17 protein-coding genes are annotated in these 20,281 nt (G+C 46.5%); 6 read left to right on the top strand and 11 right to left on the bottom strand.

Annotation, left to right across the window (positions count from 1 at the left end; translation table 11 throughout):
* Positions 1 to 289: 289 nt before the first annotated feature.
* Positions 290 to 1,489 carry an MFS transporter gene (locus tag FS628_RS17085; RefSeq protein ID WP_145324220.1) on the top strand — a complete coding sequence of 400 codons (1,200 nt, stop codon included), beginning with the start codon at positions 290 to 292 and terminating at the stop codon, positions 1,487 to 1,489.
* 198 nt (positions 1,490 to 1,687) lie between these two features.
* Here the strand turns inward: FS628_RS17085 and FS628_RS17080 are convergent, their stop codons facing one another.
* The gene (locus FS628_RS17080; RefSeq protein ID WP_145323741.1) at positions 1,688 to 2,293 is read right to left on the bottom strand and encodes a DedA family protein; all 606 of its coding nucleotides are present in this window, start codon (positions 2,291 to 2,293) and stop codon (positions 1,688 to 1,690) included.
* 290 nt (positions 2,294 to 2,583) lie between these two features.
* On the opposite strand from FS628_RS17080, the gene FS628_RS17075 reads away from it, so the two are divergent.
* Together FS628_RS17075 and FS628_RS17070 are read left to right on the top strand one after the other, a co-directional pair.
* A complete protein-coding gene (locus FS628_RS17075; protein ID WP_145323739.1) occupies positions 2,584 to 5,754 on the top strand; it encodes a GNAT family N-acetyltransferase in 3,171 nt (1,056 codons plus the stop codon).
* Positions 5,741 to 6,619, top strand: a complete 879-nt coding sequence (locus FS628_RS17070; RefSeq protein ID WP_145323737.1) for an amidohydrolase family protein — start codon at positions 5,741 to 5,743, stop codon at positions 6,617 to 6,619. The genes FS628_RS17075 and FS628_RS17070 overlap by 14 nt, the downstream gene beginning before the upstream one ends.
* Positions 6,620 to 6,788: 169 nt before the next feature.
* Here the strand turns inward: FS628_RS17070 and FS628_RS17065 are convergent, their stop codons facing one another.
* Positions 6,789 to 7,745, bottom strand: a complete 957-nt coding sequence (locus FS628_RS17065) for a phosphotransferase family protein (protein ID WP_145323735.1) — start codon at positions 7,743 to 7,745, stop codon at positions 6,789 to 6,791.
* A 97-nt stretch (positions 7,746 to 7,842) separates the two neighbouring features.
* Between FS628_RS17065 and FS628_RS17060 the strand changes: the two genes are divergently transcribed.
* Positions 7,843 to 9,006: an iron-containing alcohol dehydrogenase gene (locus FS628_RS17060; RefSeq protein ID WP_145323733.1), complete on the top strand. Its 1,164-nt coding sequence runs from the start codon at positions 7,843 to 7,845 to the stop codon at positions 9,004 to 9,006.
* Positions 9,007 to 9,240: 234 nt separating this feature from the next.
* Here the strand turns inward: FS628_RS17060 and FS628_RS17055 are convergent, their stop codons facing one another.
* Together FS628_RS17055 and FS628_RS17050 are read right to left on the bottom strand one after the other, a co-directional pair.
* Positions 9,241 to 9,666 (bottom strand): hypothetical protein, encoded by a 426-nt coding sequence (locus tag FS628_RS17055; protein WP_145323731.1) that lies wholly within the window; start codon positions 9,664 to 9,666, stop codon positions 9,241 to 9,243.
* 26 nt (positions 9,667 to 9,692) lie between these two features.
* Positions 9,693 to 10,097 (bottom strand): hypothetical protein, encoded by a 405-nt coding sequence (locus FS628_RS17050; protein ID WP_222125247.1) that lies wholly within the window; start codon positions 10,095 to 10,097, stop codon positions 9,693 to 9,695.
* Between the two features lie 236 nt (positions 10,098 to 10,333).
* Here FS628_RS17050 and FS628_RS17045 point away from each other — a divergent pair, with 236 nt between their 5' ends.
* Positions 10,334 to 12,391, top strand: a complete 2,058-nt coding sequence (locus FS628_RS17045; RefSeq protein WP_186327837.1) for a methyl-accepting chemotaxis protein — start codon at positions 10,334 to 10,336, stop codon at positions 12,389 to 12,391.
* A 96-nt stretch (positions 12,392 to 12,487) separates the two neighbouring features.
* Here FS628_RS17045 and FS628_RS17040 read toward each other — a convergent pair whose 3' ends face one another.
* From FS628_RS17040 to FS628_RS17010, 7 genes are all read right to left on the bottom strand, one after another.
* Complete coding sequence (locus tag FS628_RS17040) at positions 12,488 to 12,874, bottom strand: RidA family protein (RefSeq protein ID WP_145323726.1); 387 nt, start codon at positions 12,872 to 12,874, stop codon at positions 12,488 to 12,490.
* A gap of 19 nt (positions 12,875 to 12,893) precedes the next feature.
* Positions 12,894 to 14,270 carry an amidase gene (locus FS628_RS17035; RefSeq protein WP_145323724.1) on the bottom strand — a complete coding sequence of 459 codons (1,377 nt, stop codon included), beginning with the start codon at positions 14,268 to 14,270 and terminating at the stop codon, positions 12,894 to 12,896.
* Positions 14,267 to 14,452 carry a hypothetical protein gene (locus FS628_RS17030; protein ID WP_145323722.1) on the bottom strand — a complete coding sequence of 62 codons (186 nt, stop codon included), beginning with the start codon at positions 14,450 to 14,452 and terminating at the stop codon, positions 14,267 to 14,269. Before FS628_RS17030 ends, FS628_RS17035 begins: the two co-directional genes overlap by 4 nt.
* Before the next feature lie 11 nt (positions 14,453 to 14,463).
* Positions 14,464 to 15,492 (bottom strand): ABC transporter substrate-binding protein, encoded by a 1,029-nt coding sequence (locus FS628_RS17025; RefSeq protein ID WP_145323720.1) that lies wholly within the window; start codon positions 15,490 to 15,492, stop codon positions 14,464 to 14,466.
* Positions 15,493 to 15,526: 34 nt separating this feature from the next.
* On the bottom strand, positions 15,527 to 16,399 hold the full coding sequence (locus FS628_RS17020) for an ABC transporter permease (protein WP_145323718.1): 873 nt from the start codon (positions 16,397 to 16,399) through the stop codon (positions 15,527 to 15,529).
* A complete protein-coding gene (locus FS628_RS17015; RefSeq protein WP_145323717.1) occupies positions 16,399 to 17,175 on the bottom strand; it encodes an ABC transporter ATP-binding protein in 777 nt (258 codons plus the stop codon). The genes FS628_RS17020 and FS628_RS17015 overlap by 1 nt, the downstream gene beginning before the upstream one ends.
* A gap of 229 nt (positions 17,176 to 17,404) precedes the next feature.
* Positions 17,405 to 19,084 (bottom strand): PucR family transcriptional regulator, encoded by a 1,680-nt coding sequence (locus tag FS628_RS17010; RefSeq protein ID WP_186327836.1) that lies wholly within the window; start codon positions 19,082 to 19,084, stop codon positions 17,405 to 17,407.
* A 490-nt stretch (positions 19,085 to 19,574) separates the two neighbouring features.
* On the opposite strand from FS628_RS17010, the gene FS628_RS17005 reads away from it, so the two are divergent.
* Positions 19,575 to 20,279, top strand: coding sequence for a lantibiotic protection ABC transporter ATP-binding subunit (locus FS628_RS17005; protein WP_145323713.1), 705 nt, complete (start codon positions 19,575 to 19,577; stop codon positions 20,277 to 20,279).
* The last annotated feature ends 2 nt before the right edge of the window (positions 20,280 to 20,281 follow it).

The raw sequence follows: 20,281 nt of genomic DNA, 5'->3' as shown, positions 1-20,281 counted from the left end.
CGATTAAACAGGACGGAGAGGACAGAAAAAACCTAAAAAAGCAAAGCGGTCGCCTAAAAGCTTTCTGAAAGAAAGCTACATCGGAAGCATACGCTTATCACCGGATTTTCCCTTTGGAGAAGGGAATTCAAAAAATCTGGGGATAACAGCGATTGGAAGGTTATTCTGTCATTGGAGAGTCCAGTTTATGACCCTTGTTTCAACTTATATAGACACAATGGAGGAACTTATTTTGAATGAGCAAGCAGGTACACAAGGGAACAAACGAAAGTTTAACAAGCTGTACGCGATGCAGCTGGCAACGATCTTTCTTGGATTTATCGTATTTGGCATATCGGAAAATATTAAGGGACCAGCCATTCCGCGCATTCAATTCGACTTCAATCTGGATGAGAAACAGCTTGGGACGTTATTGTCCCTGAATGCACTGGGGTACCTGATCGCCTGCTCGTTCACAGCTATTCTGGTTCGTAAATGGGGCATCCGGGCGGTTAGCATCATATCATTTGCATCGATGATCCTCTCGGGTGTGTTCATTTATGTGTCTCATACCTATCCACTTTTTGCTTCATCGTACTTCTTCATGTACATCGGTAACGGCATGCTGGAGATTGCTTTGGCGATTCTGGGTGCGCGGATTTTTGTGAAAAACACAGGTACGATGATGAACCTGTCCCATTTCTTCTATGGACTGAGCTCAACGGTAGCACCTTTGCTGGCGACGGGTGTCATGTCCTTGAAGGTGTTTGGACACGAACTGGACTGGCGCGGCATGTATCTGGTCATGTTGTCACTCTGTCTGCTGCCGATCATTGCGGCGCTACGAAGCAAATTCCCGGGGGACGATCTTCCGCATGAAGATCGGACATCACTGAAGACGTTAACACGTGATCCAGCCCTATGGCTGATGGTGCTTATTCTTTCTTTTGGCGTGGTATCGGAGCTGGCGGTTGGGGGTTGGCTGGTTAATTTCCTGGAAAAAGCCTACACGTGGGACACGGTCAAAGCATCCGGGCTGTTATCTGCGTTCTTCCTCACGTTCTCGCTGGGACGCCTGCTGCTTGGACCATTGACGGACCGGATCGGATTTGTATTGTCACTGATTCTGTTCTCGGCGTTCTCGGGAGTATGTACGTTCGTAGCGCTTGCAGGGGGAGAGCGTCTTGCGATTTTCTTTGCAATATCTGGCGCGGGAATAGCGATGATCTATCCAACAGTAATGGCGTTTATCGCACGCAGATATCCGAACGGCAGTGACACCGCGATTACATTCACGGTTACCCTGATGGGGGTTGGTAGTGTCATTGGTAACTATGTGATTGGCTGGGTGATTGAGGGCGTGAAGAATTTGTACGGTTCAACGACTCAGTTGGGACTGCTGCGCGGACTTCAGGCGGGATATGGATTCATCGGTTTATGTGCTGTGATCTGTGCGGCATCGGGAGTAGTGTTGTATGTGTATTTGAAAAGAAGGCAGGAACTGATTTAGAAATCAATTGAAACGATAAAGCCCCACTGATCGCCATGATCGGTGGGGCTTTGCATATGAATATACGAGTAGATTAGTACGGTATATCATCTATCACTAGAATCTTAACAAATCATAACCACAGGTCATGTAGAGTAAGGACTTTTTTTCATCATATACCAGCTACTCTACTATACAGTCTGCATTTCCTCAGCAAGTCTATGACTTGTTTAAAGCCACTCTTCTTTTCCAACGTTTCAAAAGCACGTACAATCCAAAAGCGCCTAAGAAAATCACCGCTGCCGGAATGATATAAGGCTTAACAATCTCATCCACGTGCTCCCATTGAGAGCCCAATTTGAAGCCTAAGTAGATGTACAATGAGGTGATCGGAAGCATGGCCAAGAATGTAAAGATACTGAATTTAAACACATTCATCTTCGCCATACCACATGGGATGGAGATCACGGTCCGAATGCCGGGTACAAAACGTCCATAGAAAGCTACCCCGCTGCCATATTTCTCGAAGAACTTATCGGAAGCGTCCAGATGGTGGGGGCGAATCAAGAAATACTTTCCGTATTTTTCAACCATCGGTCTGCCGCCGTATCGTCCCAGGGCATACAACGTCAGAGGCCCAAACGTTCCACCTACGGTACCAGCCAGAATCGCCAGCCAAAGCTTCATATCTCCAAGATACACCCAGTATCCTGCCATGGGCAGCACAAGTTCAGCGGGTACAAATTCAAACGACAAGGCAATGACCAGACCTGCGTATGACAAATCTTTAAAAAAGAGTATAAATTGCGTGATCCATTCTGTCATGCTTTCCCTCCATGAATCTATCTTTTTTATATATAAAAGAAACACTCCTGTACAAAGAGTAACAATAGCCAATAGAGCTTGTCAAAGTTCACATGTATCTCCATTTCAGGACACACTGAGGCAATATGTTTACCTGTACATAAGGTTTGACATGGATTCAACGGATGGCTAATACAGAACTTCGTACCGAAGCAAGGATATAACTCTCTGAAAATGTTTCCAAATATAGTATGATAAGACTATCACTAGCTTCTTCACCATCCTATACATAAAGAGAAGGAGATCAGCACATGACCGTAACTTCGATTATCGAACAAATTCATATTATTGAATACGATCCCTCTTACGCTGCCGCACTCGCGGATATGTGGAACCGTAGTAATGAAAGCTGGGGAGGTGGCACCAACCTTAGAACAGAGGAAACGGTTCGCCGGGAGATAGAGAATTCGTCCAATCTTCATGCATTTCTAGCTGTTCATGAGAAAGAGGTGGTTGGCTTCTGCAGTTTTGCTCATTACCGCTATGACGAGAGAGCGCTATATGTACCTTTGCTTAACGTACGCCCTGACTATCACGGTTACAAGGTGGGACGTAATCTGATCCTGAATGCTGTGCGCAAGACCGTAGAGGCCGGATGGCCCCGCCTGGATCTGTTCACGTGGGCAGGCAATACAAAGGCTGTACCGATGTACAAGAAATGTGGATTCTTCTGGGAGAAAAAAGATGAACATGTGCATCTGATGAATTTCATCCCCACGATCTTGCAGACCGAAGCACTTGCTCCTTATTTTGAGGAGTTGGATTGGTATGCAGACAGCACGCGTGAACTCGTGATCGAGCCGGATGGCCGACGGGAGCGTGGTTTTGATTTCTTTGACTACACGTGGAAAAAGGGAGATATCTCCCTGCGGGCTGAATTTGAAAAGTCGGGTCGCGGGCTGACTGCCCTCGAAACACCGGATTACGAAATCTCTACAGAAGTCGATGATCATGATCTGGTATTCGGTTCCAGCTATAAGGTTCGCTATCGTATTAAAAACACTTCTGCGTCCGAATTGGCAGTCGAGATCAAGGGTGAAGATAACAAAAACATTCGATTTGCGCTGGACGTTGCACGAGCAGTCGCTCCGGGAGAAACCATCATCGTGGAAAGTGAGTTTCACCTTGATCCGATTACAGAGGAACAGAATAACAATAAGACCCATCCCGTGGTTGCCAGCACCTGGTTGATCGGCGGTAAGAAAGCGGAGTTCAGGTTGGGTATCGCCCCGAAATTCCCGGCCAAGATCAAGACCGTCTTGCCGGTGAAGGAGCTCTATCCAGGCATTCCGGCGGAGTTGGTTCTGAACGTGGAAAATAATGTGGATGCAGAAACGGAGTTCAGCTTGGACCTGCCTGAGGATGAATTCCTTGAATGGGTGGAGCGTTCGGTGCGCTTTACGGTACCTGCCAAAGGCAAAGTGTCTGTGCCAGTGCCTTTCACCTTGCGTTCATATGGTCTCTATTCCGAAGAAGTAGAAGTGACGGCTGTCCCAGTGGGGAACCATGCGATTTCTTTTACAAGCAAAATTTCTGTACTGATGAAGGGAATCGAAGGGAGATATGGCGGGCAGATTGAGGATCAATGGGTGTCTGTCAATGGCGCGTTTTCCCTTCATATGAGCAAGCAGGATAACATCATGTGGATTGAATACCCGGGCTCCCGTCATTCGTTCTGGTGGACTTATCCGAAGCTGGGTAAGCCGTTTGCCGAAGAGTTATCCAAGAAACAAGCAAAAGAAGTGAAGATCTATCCCGAAGGGGAACGTCAGGTTCTTGAAGCACTGTATGACTCGGAGGATTTCCCTGGCTTGCAGATCAAGTCCGTGGTCAAGCTGTCTGCGAATGGAATCGCCGAATTCCACCACGAGGTTGAGAATACACGAGACACCGCCTGGGAAGAAGACCTGTTTCTGATGAATAACTTCGGTTTCTACGGAAATGGGCTAATTCTTCCGTACCAAGACCGTTTTGTGGATATGGGCGATGATTATGCAGGTGATCCGAACCATTGGGACAGTGCGCAGATTACGGAAAACTGGCTGTTTTGCAAGGAAGAGTATGGTGCGTGCGGCATCTATTGGGACCCTTCTCTGAAGCTGCTTCGTCCGGAATACACGCTGGGGTTGCAGCATGAGCTTGGACGTTTGGAGGCAGGGGCTGTAGCACGAACCAAGGAAACGGTGTTTGCCCTGAACACGTTTGCCAAATGGTCGGATTTCCGTGCGTTTGCCCGGAAACAGCGTAACCCAATTATTCCGTTGCTGGACAGTCATCTGGATCTGACACTGAGTGAGGGGAATCCATTTGCCCCGGATGTGCTGCAAGCAGCGTTGACTGAGCATAAACTGGTTCCGCTTGCGGGCAAGCTGGAGCTGTATGTACAGCAGGGTGGAGAACCGGAGGTTATGGCAAATGTGAAGGAATTCAATCCGGAGCAGAATCTAAACTCCGCCAAGCTGACATTTTCACCAGACGAAGCGGACCGCCTTGACCAACACGTGAGTGGTTGGAAAGTTCGTGGGCTATACCGGGGCGAAGATCGGGTTCAGGAGCGAACGGCCCTTTGGTTCCCGCAGAGCGGAACAGAGGTGAAGCAGAAGATTGAAGAAGGTTCGTCTGGACCAGTGTACACCGTAGACAATGGAGTATTGTCGATCTCCGTTGCTCCTGAATTCGGGAGTGTAGTACACTCTCTGAAGTACGCAGGAGAAGAATGGCTGGATAGCTCGTACCCTGAACCGGCTCCACGCTCGTGGTGGAATCCGTGGTACGGCGGACTGGGTATCGGGATTCCGGGCATGAATGGTTTCAGCCGTCAGTTGGAACAGAGAGCCGCTTCCTGGACAGAGCAGAAGGATCAATACGGTAACGTCTGGAAGGGTGTGAAACTGACCACCCGGATTGAGAAGCATGAAGCGAATCGGGGAATCACGGTCCACCAGCATTATCTGATGCTGCCGGGTGTTCCTGTGCTATGCACGCTGCTTGCCGTGACAAACGAGAGCGGCCTGACGTTGACGAATTACTCGCTTGCGGAGGAACGTTTCCTCCAGCCTTCATCTGTATTTGCGGAAGGTTGGATAGAGCAACCGGGTAAAGATCGATTCCCGCTGGGCAAAGTGGATGTGGGCCTGCCACTTGAAGACCTTTTGCGAGTAGGATCGGTTTCACGTGAGAACATGCTGCATGCGGTCCATCGTTACCCGAATCAGAGTGCATGGGGGTTTGCCAATAATCAGGTGACAGGTCTGACCGTGAATCATCATCTGACAATCCATCAGGGGGAAACGGTCTGGACGGAGCCGACATATCTGGTTCTGGGACCAATCCCGCTGAGTTCAGCGGATGTGCATGACCTTCTCAAACTGAATTTTGCAACTTCTACCGATGAAAAGGAGGCTTCACATGCCGATCATTGATATTCACATTCATCTGTCGGACATCGACAGCTTTCACCGAACAGCAATCGATCTGTCTAAAGTGGATTACTCTGCCGCTGGTCTTAAAGCGGAGTTTGATAAGAACGACGTCATTCTTGGCATTGGAATGGGGGTTACGGAGCAGACGAAGGGAGCGTTCCCGGATTCCAGTTCCCCTAATCCGATGGGACTTGATTTGGAAGAGAAGGTTCCATCATTCCTCATGGAATGCGTGGGCATCAATCCTAATGCGCTAGACGGTAAACACGCTCAGGACGAGCTTGACCGGATTGAAGCAAGACTGCAATCCCCGGAGGTAGCCGGAATTAAACTCTATGCCGGATACTATCATCACTATGTGTATGACAAAATCTATACTCCGGTCTATGAACTCGCAGCCAAGTATAACTTGCCTGTCGTGATTCATACAGGAGACACGTACTCCATGAACGGGTTGCTTAAGTACTCGCATCCACTGACGGTGGATGAATTAGCCTTGCAGCAACGCGGTGTGAACTTCATGATCTGTCATTTGGGTGATCCCTGGGTGATGGATGCAGCTGAAGTGGTGGCGAAGAATCCTAACGTGTATGCGGATTTGTCTGGTCTTGTGGTGGGGGATCGGCCTCATTTTGAACGGTTCATGAACGAGCCTTTGTTCATGGATCATTTCCGCCGGGCCTTGGTCTATTCGGATCATTACGAGAAAATGCTGTTTGGCACTGACTGGCCGCTTGCGCCCATCGATCTGTACGCCGAATTCGTCCGCCGGCTTGTACCGGAGCAGCATCATGATAAAGTGTTCTACGAGAATGCTTTTGGGCTGTTTCCACGTATTGGACAGCGTATTGCCGATCTGGGGTAGAACCTAAGTCCCGAATTAATAATATCTGAGGGGATGTATACCAGGGATGTTATGGAAGCATGCGATGGTTATATTGAATCCCTGTGATGTACGCTCCTGCCGCTTTGCTGGCAGGAGCTTTTTTTGTTCAGGAGAACAGTGAATTCGTCTTACTATGTGGAATGAGGGATCAGGAGAACAAAGGTTGAATAACCATTTTCATATACTTTTTTAAGTCGTCTTTTGCATGTGGGTATTGTTCCCAAACCCCAAGGTTCCAACTCATATAACGGATCCCGAGATAGCGGGATGCCAGAGAGAAGTACTTTTCGAATTGATGTTGTGGAATATCGTATCCGTGAGAACTTAGGGACTCCCGATAGATCTCAACTTGTTTCAAATGTGTACAGCGCAGAGGGATATCGAAGAACAGGGAGCCATACCTTGCTTCCTCCCAATCGATAAAATAAACATCCTCATTGTTGTGTACCAATACATTGCCAGGATTCAGATCATTATGAATCATCGTATGTGAGTTTTCATCCTCGATGAGAATTTCAAGATCATCTACAATATTACTTGCTACAGTTTCAATTTCCGAAATGAGCGGTGATCCGAATTCCTCAATGAATGATGGACTTTCTATGGCGGTGTTCCACAAAGGTCTCCAGCGTCTTTCCATCATTTCGATGATATGAGATCGATCCACAATAGGTATCCATGGCAGTTCTTTTTTCGACCCCATATTCGTTCCATGTATGTAAGCCAGTGCTCGTAATTCTTTATTCTGAAGCAAGTCTATATCCAGATGACTATAATCGGTTTGGTAGTCCACATCCTGAATGCAGATCAAACTGCGATCTTGAGTATGAACTTCATTTGATAGACTATAGGGTACATTGGCTCCCTGTAAAAATAATCTGGACAAGGCAGAGTGTTCAATGAATGTGGCCTTCTTTGTTACGAAAGAAATATCTCTTTTCACTCCATTTATAAGGTATTCAATATGATGTCGAAGCAATTCAACGGCTTGAGATCCCGCACCCATAGGGTTACTTTTGATACTTAGAATGTGAATATCCGAGGATACATATTGATTAATGGTTTGTTTTAATAATTGTTGTAATGTGTTAGACTCCATACTCATCTGTTATCTCCTTCTTGCCTGTATTTGTTTTTACGAATAAAGAGAACTATAATGATGGATGCACAAAATTTCAGACTTCTTTGGAGGAACATACGTTATGAGATCTTTTCAGTTTTATAATCCGACCCGGCTGATTTTTGGCAAAGGGCAACTTCAAGCACTACAAACCGAAGTTCCAAAATACGGAAAGCGTATTTTGCTTGTATATGGTGGTGGAAGCATCAAACGTAGCGGGCTGTACGATCAAGTAATCAGCCAGTTGAATGAAATCGGAGCAGAGGTTACGGAACTGGCAGGTGTGGAACCGAACCCTCGTCTGTCTACGGTTCATAAGGGTGTAGAACTATGCAGAACACATAACATTGATCTGGTTCTTGCGGTTGGCGGTGGCAGTGTACTTGACTGCGGGAAAGCCATCGCAGTAGGAGCCAAATACGATGGAGACATGTGGGATGTTGTTGTGCGCGAAGCAACCCCGGAAGGCGGACTTCCACTGGGTACAATTCTGACGATGGCAGCGACAGGCTCCGAGATGAACAACGGTTCAGTAATAACCAATCAGGACACGCAGGAAAAATGGGCATGGTTCAGCGAGTATTCTTTCCCAGCGTTCTCCATTCTCGACCCGGTGTACACATACACCGTACCTCTGGATCAGACTGTATACGGCATGGTGGACATGATGTCTCATGTGTTTGAACATTATTTCCATCTGGATACGAATACACCGGTTCAGCTTGGATTCTGTGAGACGATTCTTCGTACCGTTATTGATACGGCCCATCGTCTGATTAAAGATCCAGAAAACTATGAACTGCGTGAAACCATTCTCTACTGTGGAACAATGGCGCTTAACGATGTGCTGAATATGGGCCTTGCCGGAGATTGGGCTTCTCACAATATAGAACATGCCGTATCGGCTGTGTATGACATTCCTCATGGGGGAGGTCTTGCAATCCTCTTCCCACACTGGATGAAGCATAATCTGGATGTGGATGTAGATCGATTCAAACGTATGGCCGTCAATGTATTTGATATTAATCCTACTGGAAAGTCGGACAAACAAGTCGCTGAAGAAGGCATTGAAGCCTTGCGCAACTTCTGGACTTCGATTGGTGCCCCTAGCCGTTTGGCTGACTATGACATCGACGACAGTCAGATTGATGCGATGGCTGATAAAGCGATGCGATTCGGTCCGTTCGGATTCTTCAAAAAATTGCAGCGTGAAGATGTAGTACAAATTTATCAAGCTGCACTGTAAGTGTAAATTTCACATTCACTTTGTATAGTGAATCCTATCAAACAAGGACCTTCCTGTAATACTAAGGAACGTCCTTGTTTTTTTATTATTACATAATTTCTTGTGCGCTCATCTGTTTATTCCAGATCATATCTTGCGAGTACAGCAAGGGTGCTGCAATGATCACAATGACAGTCGTAGTTATCAACGTCACGTTTTTTCTGGACTTCAATATCATTTTATCACGTTTTCGAGTTAAGCCTTCGCTTCAACTACTGCTTCATTGACACGGGTATCGTTTCGTTTCAGATACAACTTGCTTGGACGGTGCAAGAGTACGACGAGCAGGGCGAAGAGATGAATCAGGGTGAACAGGTTACTCTCATTCGGAATGGCAACGAATAGCGCCAGACTCAGAAACGTCACGGTGAGCTTGAACTTTCTCTTGGTGATGAATATAACAGCGAGCAGGCTGGGACCGATGATAAACAACATTCTGGCTATGATTACGCCAGAGGCATAAGCCAGATCATTTCCTTTGCGTGAGAAAGCAAGATAGGCCTCCATGTTCGGGTTGAAGTCAATGAGGAACACGATAAAGGACACGATCACGTAGATCAGTTTTACACTCAATAAAATGCGCACGACATTTAATAGCGTGGGTAATGCTGTTTTTACCATACCACTTCTCCTATTCTACTTCGAATCTATAACCGCAGATTCTCCTGGTTGTATTCTCGCGGAGGGCCTTCCTGCTTAAGATACACCTTGCTGGGCTTATGAAGCAACAGACAGAGCAACATGAAGATGTGCAGCAAGACGAGGAAGTTCTGAAAGAACACAACGCCAAAAAATAGGGCCAGGCTCATGAATGTAATTGTTAGTTTATAGCTTCGTCTTGAGATAAATACGATGGTCAGAATCGGCGGAACCAGAACCATGAGGACCCGGAACCCGATACTTGTAAAATAGGCGACCTGATCAGATAGCGGAAACGCGGAGTAATCCGCACTATTACGGAATAGATCTGCAATAAGGAATGTCATGGAAATCCCAATGAAGATGGATTGTACCCCTAACAGGGCACGGATGACGTTTAATAAAGTGGGCATTTTTGTATTCAATAAGTCGTCCCTCTTCCTGCACGATATGTATTTCATACATTATACGATGTTGATGTCATATTTTGTATTAACCCAAAGTCTACATTTTCCAATTGTCTGCAGTGGCCTTTGGCCTAGAATAACTGGGCAACAGCTTACAGATTATTTGATATCGACCGATATAAAGTAGATACATAGAATTGGACTTATAATGACGAAAATGAAAATGGATGGTGGATGTAATTATGGTATTTAGCAAGGCTAGAGAACGCATGCTCAACATGTCGTTCAGAATCAAATTGCCGCTTATGATCAGTCTGCTGGTGTGTATCGTACTGGCGGCAACTGCGGTAGTATGTTACAGCGTAGCAGCAGTCATTACGCTCGACAAAAGCAAAGATGAAATTAAGGCAACCTCGGACCGGGTGGGTGCAGGGTTGTATGCTTCACTAAGTTTGGAAGAACAATCTACCTTTCTCATTACGACACATCGGACCTTCCGGGATCTGCTAGAGATTCGGAATACGGATGGACAGGAAGGTGAGAACTTTTTCTCGGAAAACAATGAACTGCTAGATAAGGCAAATGGCATACTGGTGGACAGTCTGGCAGGTATGGAAGGTAACAACAGTCTAATTTTGTTGGATCGGAATGGCATTATTGTTGCAGCGAATGATCCGGCAGTTATCAAGGCGGAACGTGGGGATCGGGCATACTTCCAAGAAGCGATTCAGGGTAAAGACGTGATCAGTGAAGGGATTGTAGCCAAGTCCTCCGGACAACTCGGTACAGCTTTCGCCATGCCGATCTACAATGAGAATCAAGAAGTACAGGGAGTGCTCGTATCTGCGGCATCCACCTCGTTCTTCGTTAATCAGCTACAAAACATCAATATTAATGATGAGGGAAAAGTTATCATTCTGGACCGTGTAGGTACGGTCATCTACGACTCAGCGGATGAGAAGATGGCAGGCCAGAAGATGGAGTCCGGTGAATACCAATCATTGATTGATCTTGCACCAAGTGCTGAACTGCAGCAAGGGGATGTTAGCACAGATGAGAAAGTGGCGTATTACTCCAAAATCCCAAGATCCGACTGGACCGTCGTTGTTGAAGATAAACTGAGCGATGTGCAGAAGCCTTTACGTGCGATGGCAAAACAGATGTATATTGTTCTGTTTAGTGCTATTGCGGTTTCCGTCATAGCCGGTATTCTGATATCTTTGCTGGTTACCAGACCGATTAGCCGAATAACGCTGTTGTTCAAACAGTTGGCCGGCGGAGATCTGACCGTTCAGGCACAAGGCAAGTACAGCGGGGAATTCAAGGAGCTTGCAGACAGCTTCAACACGATGGCCGAAGGGAACAAGCAACTGATCTCCAGCATGAACCATTCCATCGGCATCTTGAAAACTAGTACATCTGAGCTGGAAAAGTCCACTCAGCAAACCTCGACCACGATTGCCGAAACAACGACAACAGCATTTGAGATTTCAAGAGCCATGGAATCCCAGGCAAACGATACGGAAGCCATTGTGGACAAATTCATGAATGTTGGTAATAAGATTGCTAACGTGAATGGAATGTCGCAGGCGGTGAGGTTCAAGGCAGATGAGATTACGGATGCATTCAAGAATAATCATGAAGTTATTGATGCACTTATTGCGGTGAACGGACGGAACGAGATTGAAGTTGGTAACATCTCCAAAACTACGGTGCAACTCGCTGAGAGTTCATCTGGTATTCACCAAATCACGGGTACGATTGCTGAAATCGCAAATCAGACGAAGTTACTGGCATTGAATGCTTCGATCGAGGCGGCGAGAGCTGGTGATCAGGGACGTGGCTTCGCAGTCGTTGCTTCCGAGATCCGCAAGCTGGCTGAGCAGACAACGGCGCAATCAGAGGACATCAACCGAATTGTGACGCAGACGATTGAACATGTGGAGCAAAATAACCGAAGTGTACAAGCCATTGAGAAGATTGCGGCACAGCATAAGAGCAGTGTTAGCCAGACCAAGGAGACATTCAATTTTGTCACCGAGAATATGAATGAGATGATGAACCAGGTGCAGGCCATTGCCACGGAGATCCAATCCATTGAACGTGATAAGGATGACGTCATTGGAGCTGCACAGAACTTGTCTGCTTCAGGTGAAGAGGTGTCTGCTTCTGTAGAGGAAGTCACAGCAACAATGCAGGAGCAATCCGGCATGACAGAACATTTGGCAGATATGGTTCAAAGAATCGATGGATTATCCAAGCAACTTGCCGAAGAATCATCCCGCTTCAAAACAAAATAGAAACACGAAGAAACCCGCTTCTCCAAAGAGACCGGATTTCTCGAAAATGTGAGCATCTGTACCCATCTACGGGTACAGGTGTTTTTGTGTGATGTGCTACTCTCCACGAACGGATGGTGCATACGCCAGCACTTCCATCTCAATTAAATAAGGGCCTAAACCGCTGAATACAGTAATACGGGCAGGGTATGGTTGCTTAATCATTCGCGCATATACTTCGTTGTATTCGGGCTGATCCTCTACTCGGGCCAGATGCGTGGTTACCTTCACAATATGATCAAGTGTAAGTCCGGCTTCTTGCAGAATAACCTCAATATTGCGAATGCACTGTTCGGTCTGTTCCTTAATGCCGCCAATGGGCTCAAGCGTCTGTGGATCGACACCTACTTGACCTGCGACGTAGACCATATCTCCTGCACGGACAGCATGGGAGAAAGGAAGCGGAAATTGGGGTGCAGCACTTGCGTGTATGATGGTAGACATAGTGGTTGTCATTCCTTTCCTAATGAGTGTGAATGTTTGTTGTTAACTGATGCCAGATCGTAGCCTGCTGATAATGATGAGCGATGGACAATAAGCGGTCTTCTCGCATAAGTGGACCAGCAAGCTGCATGCCGATAGGCAATGGCTTCCCTGAGGTGGTATCGAATCCGATGGGAACGGTGATGGAAGGTAGTCCTGTATTGGTAAAGGGTCCGTTGAAAATAGGGCTACCTGTCTTGTAGCCATATGGGGCCGCATATGGTGTTGATGGAGTCAATAACACATCCACTTCATCGAACAACATCATCATCTCACTCCGGAATATCGTTCGGATGCGCTGTGCCTGCAAGTAATCAACGGCACTCGTCTGGTAGCCAAGCTCAAGCTGCTCCCGCATCGTATGTCCGTAACGATCAGAGGCTTCTGCGAAGCGTTCTTGATGGAAGGCGGCAGCTTCTGCCCGCATTACCATACGATGAGCAGCAAATGTCTCTTCCATATAAGAAGGCAGGTCTACCTTCTTCCATTGCATGCCCAGCTTCTCGAGTACGGTGATTGCCGACTCTACGGCTAACAAGATCGCTGGTTCATCAGTCTGGAAGAAGTTGCTCGGCAGACCGATGACCATTCCTGAGATAGGATGCTCAAGAGCGCTTGTTAAGTCTGGCTTGCCGTGAGGAAGCGTGAAGGAGTCCATCTCATCTTGCCCGGCCATCGCTTCAAGAACGATCGCGTTATCTTGTGCGGATCGAGTGAAGGCGCCAATATGATCCAGGCTCCAGCTGGCTGTGATGACACCGTTACGGCTAACCCTGCCGTAAGTGGGCTTCATACAGGTTAATCCGTTGTAAGCTGCGGGTCTTAGCAGAGATCCGAAGGTCTGTGTTCCGAGTGTGAAGGAAGCCATGCCAGCCGCTACTGCGGCGGCGGAGCCGGAACTGGAACCGCCCGGGGTATGCTCTAGATTCCACGGATTGCGGGTTGGCGGTTCTCCTCCCTGGAAGGCATATTCCGTCGTTGTCGTCTTGCCGAGCAGGATAGCACCTGCTGCCTGCAACTTATGAATTACAGTAGCATTCGTCTCGGGTACAAAGTCAGGATAGGTACTTGATCCTGCCGAGGTGCGTATGCCAGCGGTATGGATAATGTCTTTGGCTCCATATGGAATGCCATGCAGAGGACCGAGATATTCGCCATTCATCAGTTTGCGCTCAGACTCTTTTGCAGCCTGCAAGGCTTGTTCTGCGGTGACTGTAACGAAGGCTTGCACAGCAGGTTCTACTTTCTCAATGCGATCCAAATAGGATTTCGTAAGCTCGACAGGAGATACCGTCTTGTTTTTGATCAGTTTTGCGGCTTCAGCAATCGTCAGCTCGTTAAGTGGTTTCGTAATCATCGCAGAGGCACTCTCCTATGCGGGGGATTGGGCCCTACTTCTTCTGGCAGCTTGAAGCTTCGAATCAGCTTCAAGTCGGCTGTAAATAGGGCAAGCTCCTCGCTGGTAATAACTCCGTTCGCATATCTGGCACTTTCTGTACGTCGGTGTGTGAGATAGTCGTCCTGCTTCAGAGTAATCAACCTTTCTCTCTCTATTTGGTGAAGCTTGAATCGATAATGTCCTCGTAAGCGAGGTCTTCCTTCAGGTTGCCGATGAAGCGCTGCATGCCAATTGCGGTCTCGAATGCTGATTCATTGATGAGTCCCTCTGCAGGATATACCTTGCTGTCGATCATGCGTTGTACCGCTTGCTCCACGACGTTCTTGTCTAGATTCGGGAATTCCTTCACTGCGACTGCTTTGGCGCCTTCAGGATTCGATTGAATGTAGTCCAGGGCTTGCTCGATTGAGGTCACGAAGCGCTGGGTGAGATCGGGATTCTTCTCAATGAAGCTTGCGGTTGTGTTCATCGTTGCAAAGGCGAAGTCTGGATAATCCTTCGTGAAATCATGGACAATATGCAGCCCCTCTGCAATGCCTTGATCCAGTTGAGGTTCGTAAACGATAGCAATGTCGGCTTTGCCGGCTAATACAGCACCAAGCTCGGAGCCATTTTGAACCTCAGTGATCGTCACATCCTTGTCGATATCGATGTTATTATCAGCGAACAACTTCCGTAGTAAACTGTTGGAGCTTGTAGGCGCCAAGCCCACTACGATGGTCTTCCCCTTGAAGTCCTCTGTGGTGTTTACCGTTACTCCTTCTCTCGCGACTGCCCATACTGGAGCGCTGCCGGATAGAAGGACCAGTGAGCGAGCATCTCCGCCCTTCGCATTAGCGAATGCGACATGTTCAGGACCATGGAAGGAGAATGCGGACTCACCTGAGATGACCGACGACAATGCTGTTGGCCCGCTTCCGGCAGCACGGATGGAAGATAGCTCAATGCGATTCTCTTTTAGAAAACCTTGGTTGTTCGCTACATACAAGGGAAGGTAGAGCAGATTGTGATAAACCTCAGACACCATAATTTTGTCTACCTGTGTATTTTCTTGCCCCTCGCTATTAGATGCACCTGCGCCGTTAACAGGTGTTGTGGCATTGCCGCCACACCCGCTGAGCAGTGTAGTCAATAGAAGTGTCATCGCTGCTAGAATAGCTATCTTTTTGAATGTACGCATTAGTCATCAGGCCCCTTTTATGGTTGTAGGTCAGCTATACAGAAGTGGATTTGCTGCTGGTCTTGTTGTCATTCCATGGGAGGAGACGGGATTCGATATACCCGACACAGGTGTAGAGGAGCATGGCGACCAGCATAAGCATGAACACGCCAACCCATACGGCCGGAAGGTTGAACAGGTTACCTTCGACGAATACCATATGTCCGAGCCCTTTATCTGAAGAGATGAATTCTCCGCCTACGACAGACACCAATGCTAATCCGATATTGATACGGAAGGCCGAGATAATCCATGGCAGAGAGGATGGAACGATAATTTTGCGGAAAATTTGTGACTTCTTCGCACCGAAGGATTTCATCAGATTAATCTGGGATTCGTCGATCTGATGAGTCGCTTGGTAGGCGGATAACAGCGCTACGATAAATGTTGCCACGGAGGCAAGAGCAATCTTGGAGAAGATGCCTGAACCGAACCAGATGATAATCATGGGAGCGAGCGCAATTTTCGGAATGCCGTTCAGCGCTACGATGAATGGATCGAGCACACGGGCAACGGACTTGGAATACCACATGAGCAGTCCTGCCAATGAGCCGATTAAGCTTCCGGCTACAAAGCCGATAACGGTGGCATTCACCGTTGCAAACGCGTCTGTAAGCAGTTGCCCTGAGCTGGCCATTGTGATGGCGGCATCGAAAATGGCGCTCGGTGACCCCATGAGGAAACCGTTAACCAGTTTCAAGCGTACGGCGGATTCCCATATCACTAGGATGACTGCAACGATAATGAACCGCCACAGCATCGTTACCAGCCATTCTTTGGAGAAGGTAGACTGTCTACGTCTGCTCTTGCTCTTCGTAACTCCAGCAGGCTTCCCGGTAAGGGTGATTTTAGGTGATGTGCTCTTCATTAGCTGATCCTCCCCATCTGGATATCAAGCTCTGCCCAGATCGATTCAAAATACTGCTTGAACTTCTGGTCGGAGCGGGCTTTCAGTGCTGAGCCATATTGCGAGGCGAGACCAATGTCATACACCTGCTTCACGGTTGTTGGTCTTTTGCTCATAACGGCAATGCGGTCGGAGATGGCAATCGCTTCCTCGATGTCATGCGTGATCAGGACGCCTGTCTTGCCCTCGGATTTTAGAATGGATAAGATTTCATCTTCCAGAATGAGTCTGGTCTGATAATCAAGTGCTGAGAAGGGTTCATCCAGTAATATAATATCGGGCTGGGTAACGAGGGTACGAATGAGGGCTACACGTTGGCGCATACCGCCTGATAGTGTGGAGGGATAGGCTTCTGCGAATGAAGCCAGACCGTAGCGATCCAGATAATCCATGGCAATATCGCCGCGATCCTTTTTGGACATGCCCTTCACTTCCAAGCCTAACGTGACATTATCCAGGATGCTTCTCCAAGGAAGCAGTAGATCCTTCTGCATCATATAGCCAACATGCCCGGTAGTCTGGTCGATCTCTTCGCCACAGACGATAACTTTGCCATTCGTTGGCTTAAGCAGACCCGCGATAATATTGAAGATCGTACTCTTGCCGCAACCGCTCGGTCCCACGATACTGAAGAATTCCTGCTTCTTGATTTGCATCGAAACCTCAGCCAGGACCTGAATATCTTCTCCGGTTGCACTGACAAATGATTTGGATACGCCTTGTATCTGTATAGCCATGATAAGTAGCCCCTTTCCTACAGCCTGTTGGTTGTTGTTTCTTGGTGTGAGTTTGTGTTAATTAATATGACATTGATGATTATATTCCTAATCATATAGACTGTTTGCCCAATTGTCATTAGTTACTATGAACATAAAAATAGAAATGAATCAGTTAAAATGTACAAAAGAGATAGGGTTTGGAAAAGAAAATAAAAGAACGTGTCATTATACATGACACGTTCTCGGTTTAAGGCGTATGATTAGCTTCGCTAGGGGCTGGATTGACATTCAGCAGCGACTCCAGTGCGAAGGCGAGGCGGAAGCGCAGACTCTCACTCGGATCCTTGATGTTCCTGCCGGTTAGTTTCTCGCATTTCTCCAACCTATAGATCACTGTATTGCGATGTACGAACAGCTCTTTCGCTGTATCGACGATCTGGCAATGATTCTCATAGAAAGAGGACAGGGTTTTCATAAGTTCACTGCGCTCGGTCTGATCTCGGCCTTCGAAGGGTTTAAAGGTTTCTTGATGGAATTGCAGCATCTCATCGTAAGGAATCATACGCAGCAGACGGCTTATATCCATGGTTTGATAGGAGTGAGCGAAGCGGGTTTTTCGCATCTGATAGCCGGATTGGAGGGCCTTGACTGCCTCCTTATAGGAGAGTCCGATATCCAATACATTCGTGTAGGGATTACCTATTCCGAAGGATAGGCTGAGTTGTGACTCCTTATACAGATTGCTCGCGATCCGCTCAAGTTGCTGAACAACGGTATGTTCGTCCCAAGACGATTCGGCCAAAAAGACGAGTATGCCGAACTGGTCGTTCTTTGTGAACATGACAAAGGAGAGATCCAGTCTGGCGAACTCCTGTTTAATCAGTTCGTAATAAGCGTCTCGTTCCGAGATGAACCGCTCTTCTCCAGTGGGAGTGAGGCTCTGGTTAGGCATGCTCGATAAGGATTCATCCTTTTTAGCAATGATGAGAACGGAACTCCCTTTTGCTTGCAGCCCATATTTCTTGCCACGATGCAGCGCTTCTTGTTCAGAACGAATGAAACCCTGAATGAGATCGGAGAAATATTCATTTTTGTAACGGCGGGAACGTTCCTTGACCGCTTGCTTCTTGGTTAACTCCAGACCGATCACATTGACGGCTTGTTCCAGTGCCAGAGTGGAGAGCTTAAAGTTTGCGGAATCGTCGAATAGTGCGATCAAATAGCCCTCGTGCCGATCAGTAAAGATGGGATGTAGCTCAGCATGTCGATATTTATCGGCAGTAAGCAGGCAGATCGAGATTGCGGTATGGAAGGAAGGGTGATCATCTATAAATGTCAGTATGGGCGCGGCGAGAGACTGGCGATCCATCTGTTGTGCATAATGGGAGCTTGCCGTAATCTGCTTCTTCGAACCAAGCAGAAGTACAGGTGAGGATAGCAACTGAGACAGCGTATCTACGATGGAGGGTATACCTTTTCCCTGCATAACCATCGTGGAAAATTGTTTGTGAATAGATAAGGCGTAGTGGAGCTCATGGGTTTTATTCTGAAGAATGGCGCTGATCGATTGTTGAAATATTTCACCGAGTGTATTGTCTATCTCAGATAGTTCGATGATGGGGAACCCCAGCTTATCGGCTGTCTCGAGCAGTTGCGGGGATAATTCAAGAGAGAAGCGCTGTGTCTTGACAGCAAGGGCCGCACAACCAATCGCGTGCATATCTGTAATGAATGCAAGATGAGCATCGGGGCGGTCTTTCAGGATATAGCCGTTAGTCAGCAGCATATCTCCCGGCTTCAGGAATTGGACAATATCTGGCGCATCCATAATATTAATCGATTGCACCAAGCGATCTAGTCCGCGATGTCCAGCAATAACCTTTGCTTTGGAGAGAATGGGGATAGTCAATAACTGTTGCAGATCCATCTTCAACCCACTCACTTTCATATTGATATGTTATAAAATCTAACATTAAGTTAGGTGGACGTAAAGAAGAGTTTGGATAAAGAGGCTAAAGGATATCGGTTTTTTAAGCATGTTCAAACTCAAGCAAGCCACACCATCATGGATGCCAAGGCCAGTTGAATCTTCGGATGGACATCAAGGCAAGGTGATTTTAACAAATGGATAGAGTTGCTTATTCCGTTAAAGGGCGGATATCTGAGAAATGCGTTCTGTATTGCAGAATCTGAATAACATACTCGAAAATAGAACTTATTTAAAGTCATATATAATTTCAGAATTAAAATCCATTTTGATCAATCTTTTCAAGATGGATTTTTTTCATGCTGAAATATAAGTTTAACTGAAAAATGATAAGTCAATTCTTATTTGTTCATATTAAAAATACATTCCTTATAGTTTCTTGATATTTATTTTCTATACTTGTATTAAATAAAGATAAGGGGTTGTAATAATGGCTAATTACATTTTAGAAACAAGACATTTAGAAAAGAAATTCAAAAACGGAAAAGTGCTGTCAGACATAAACCTGCATGTGAATTATGGAGAAATTTATGGTCTTCTCGGACTAAACGGAGCTGGTAAATCCACACTAATGAAAATAATAAGTGGAATTTTCCAAGAAACAAATGGCGAAGTGCTATTTGAGGGTGATAAGTGGAAAAGAGATGATTTAAAAAAGATTGGATCACTCATAGAAGGTCCTGCTATATATGGCAATCTAAGTGCGTACGACAATTTAAAAATCTTTTGTTTACAGGAAGGTATTCCTTCTGAGGAAATTAATGAAGTTTTAAAAAAAGTAAATCTCTCTAATACAGGTAAGAAAAAGACAAAAGAGTTCTCTTTAGGAATGAAACAAAGGTTAGGAATTGCTCTAGCTTTAATAAAAAAACCAATATTTCTAGTTTTGGATGAACCAGCAAATGGATTAGATCCGGCAGGAATAAGAGAATTAAGAAACCTTTTGAACGAGTTAAAGAAAGATGGTGTTACAACCATGATTTCTAGTCATATTTTAAATGAAATACAAATCTTATCAGATACCATTGGTATTATTCATAATGGCAAGTTGGAGTATCAAAATAAATTTAATCACCAAGATAGCCTTGAAGACTTGTTCTTTGAAATTACTTCAGGCAATAGAAAGGACGTATAAGT

The sequence above is a fragment of the Paenibacillus xylanexedens genome (genome assembly GCF_007676705.1).
Taxonomy (GTDB): Bacteria; Bacillota; Bacilli; order Paenibacillales; family Paenibacillaceae; genus Paenibacillus; species Paenibacillus xylanexedens_C.
This window is presented reverse-complemented; position numbering and strand designations above follow the sequence as displayed.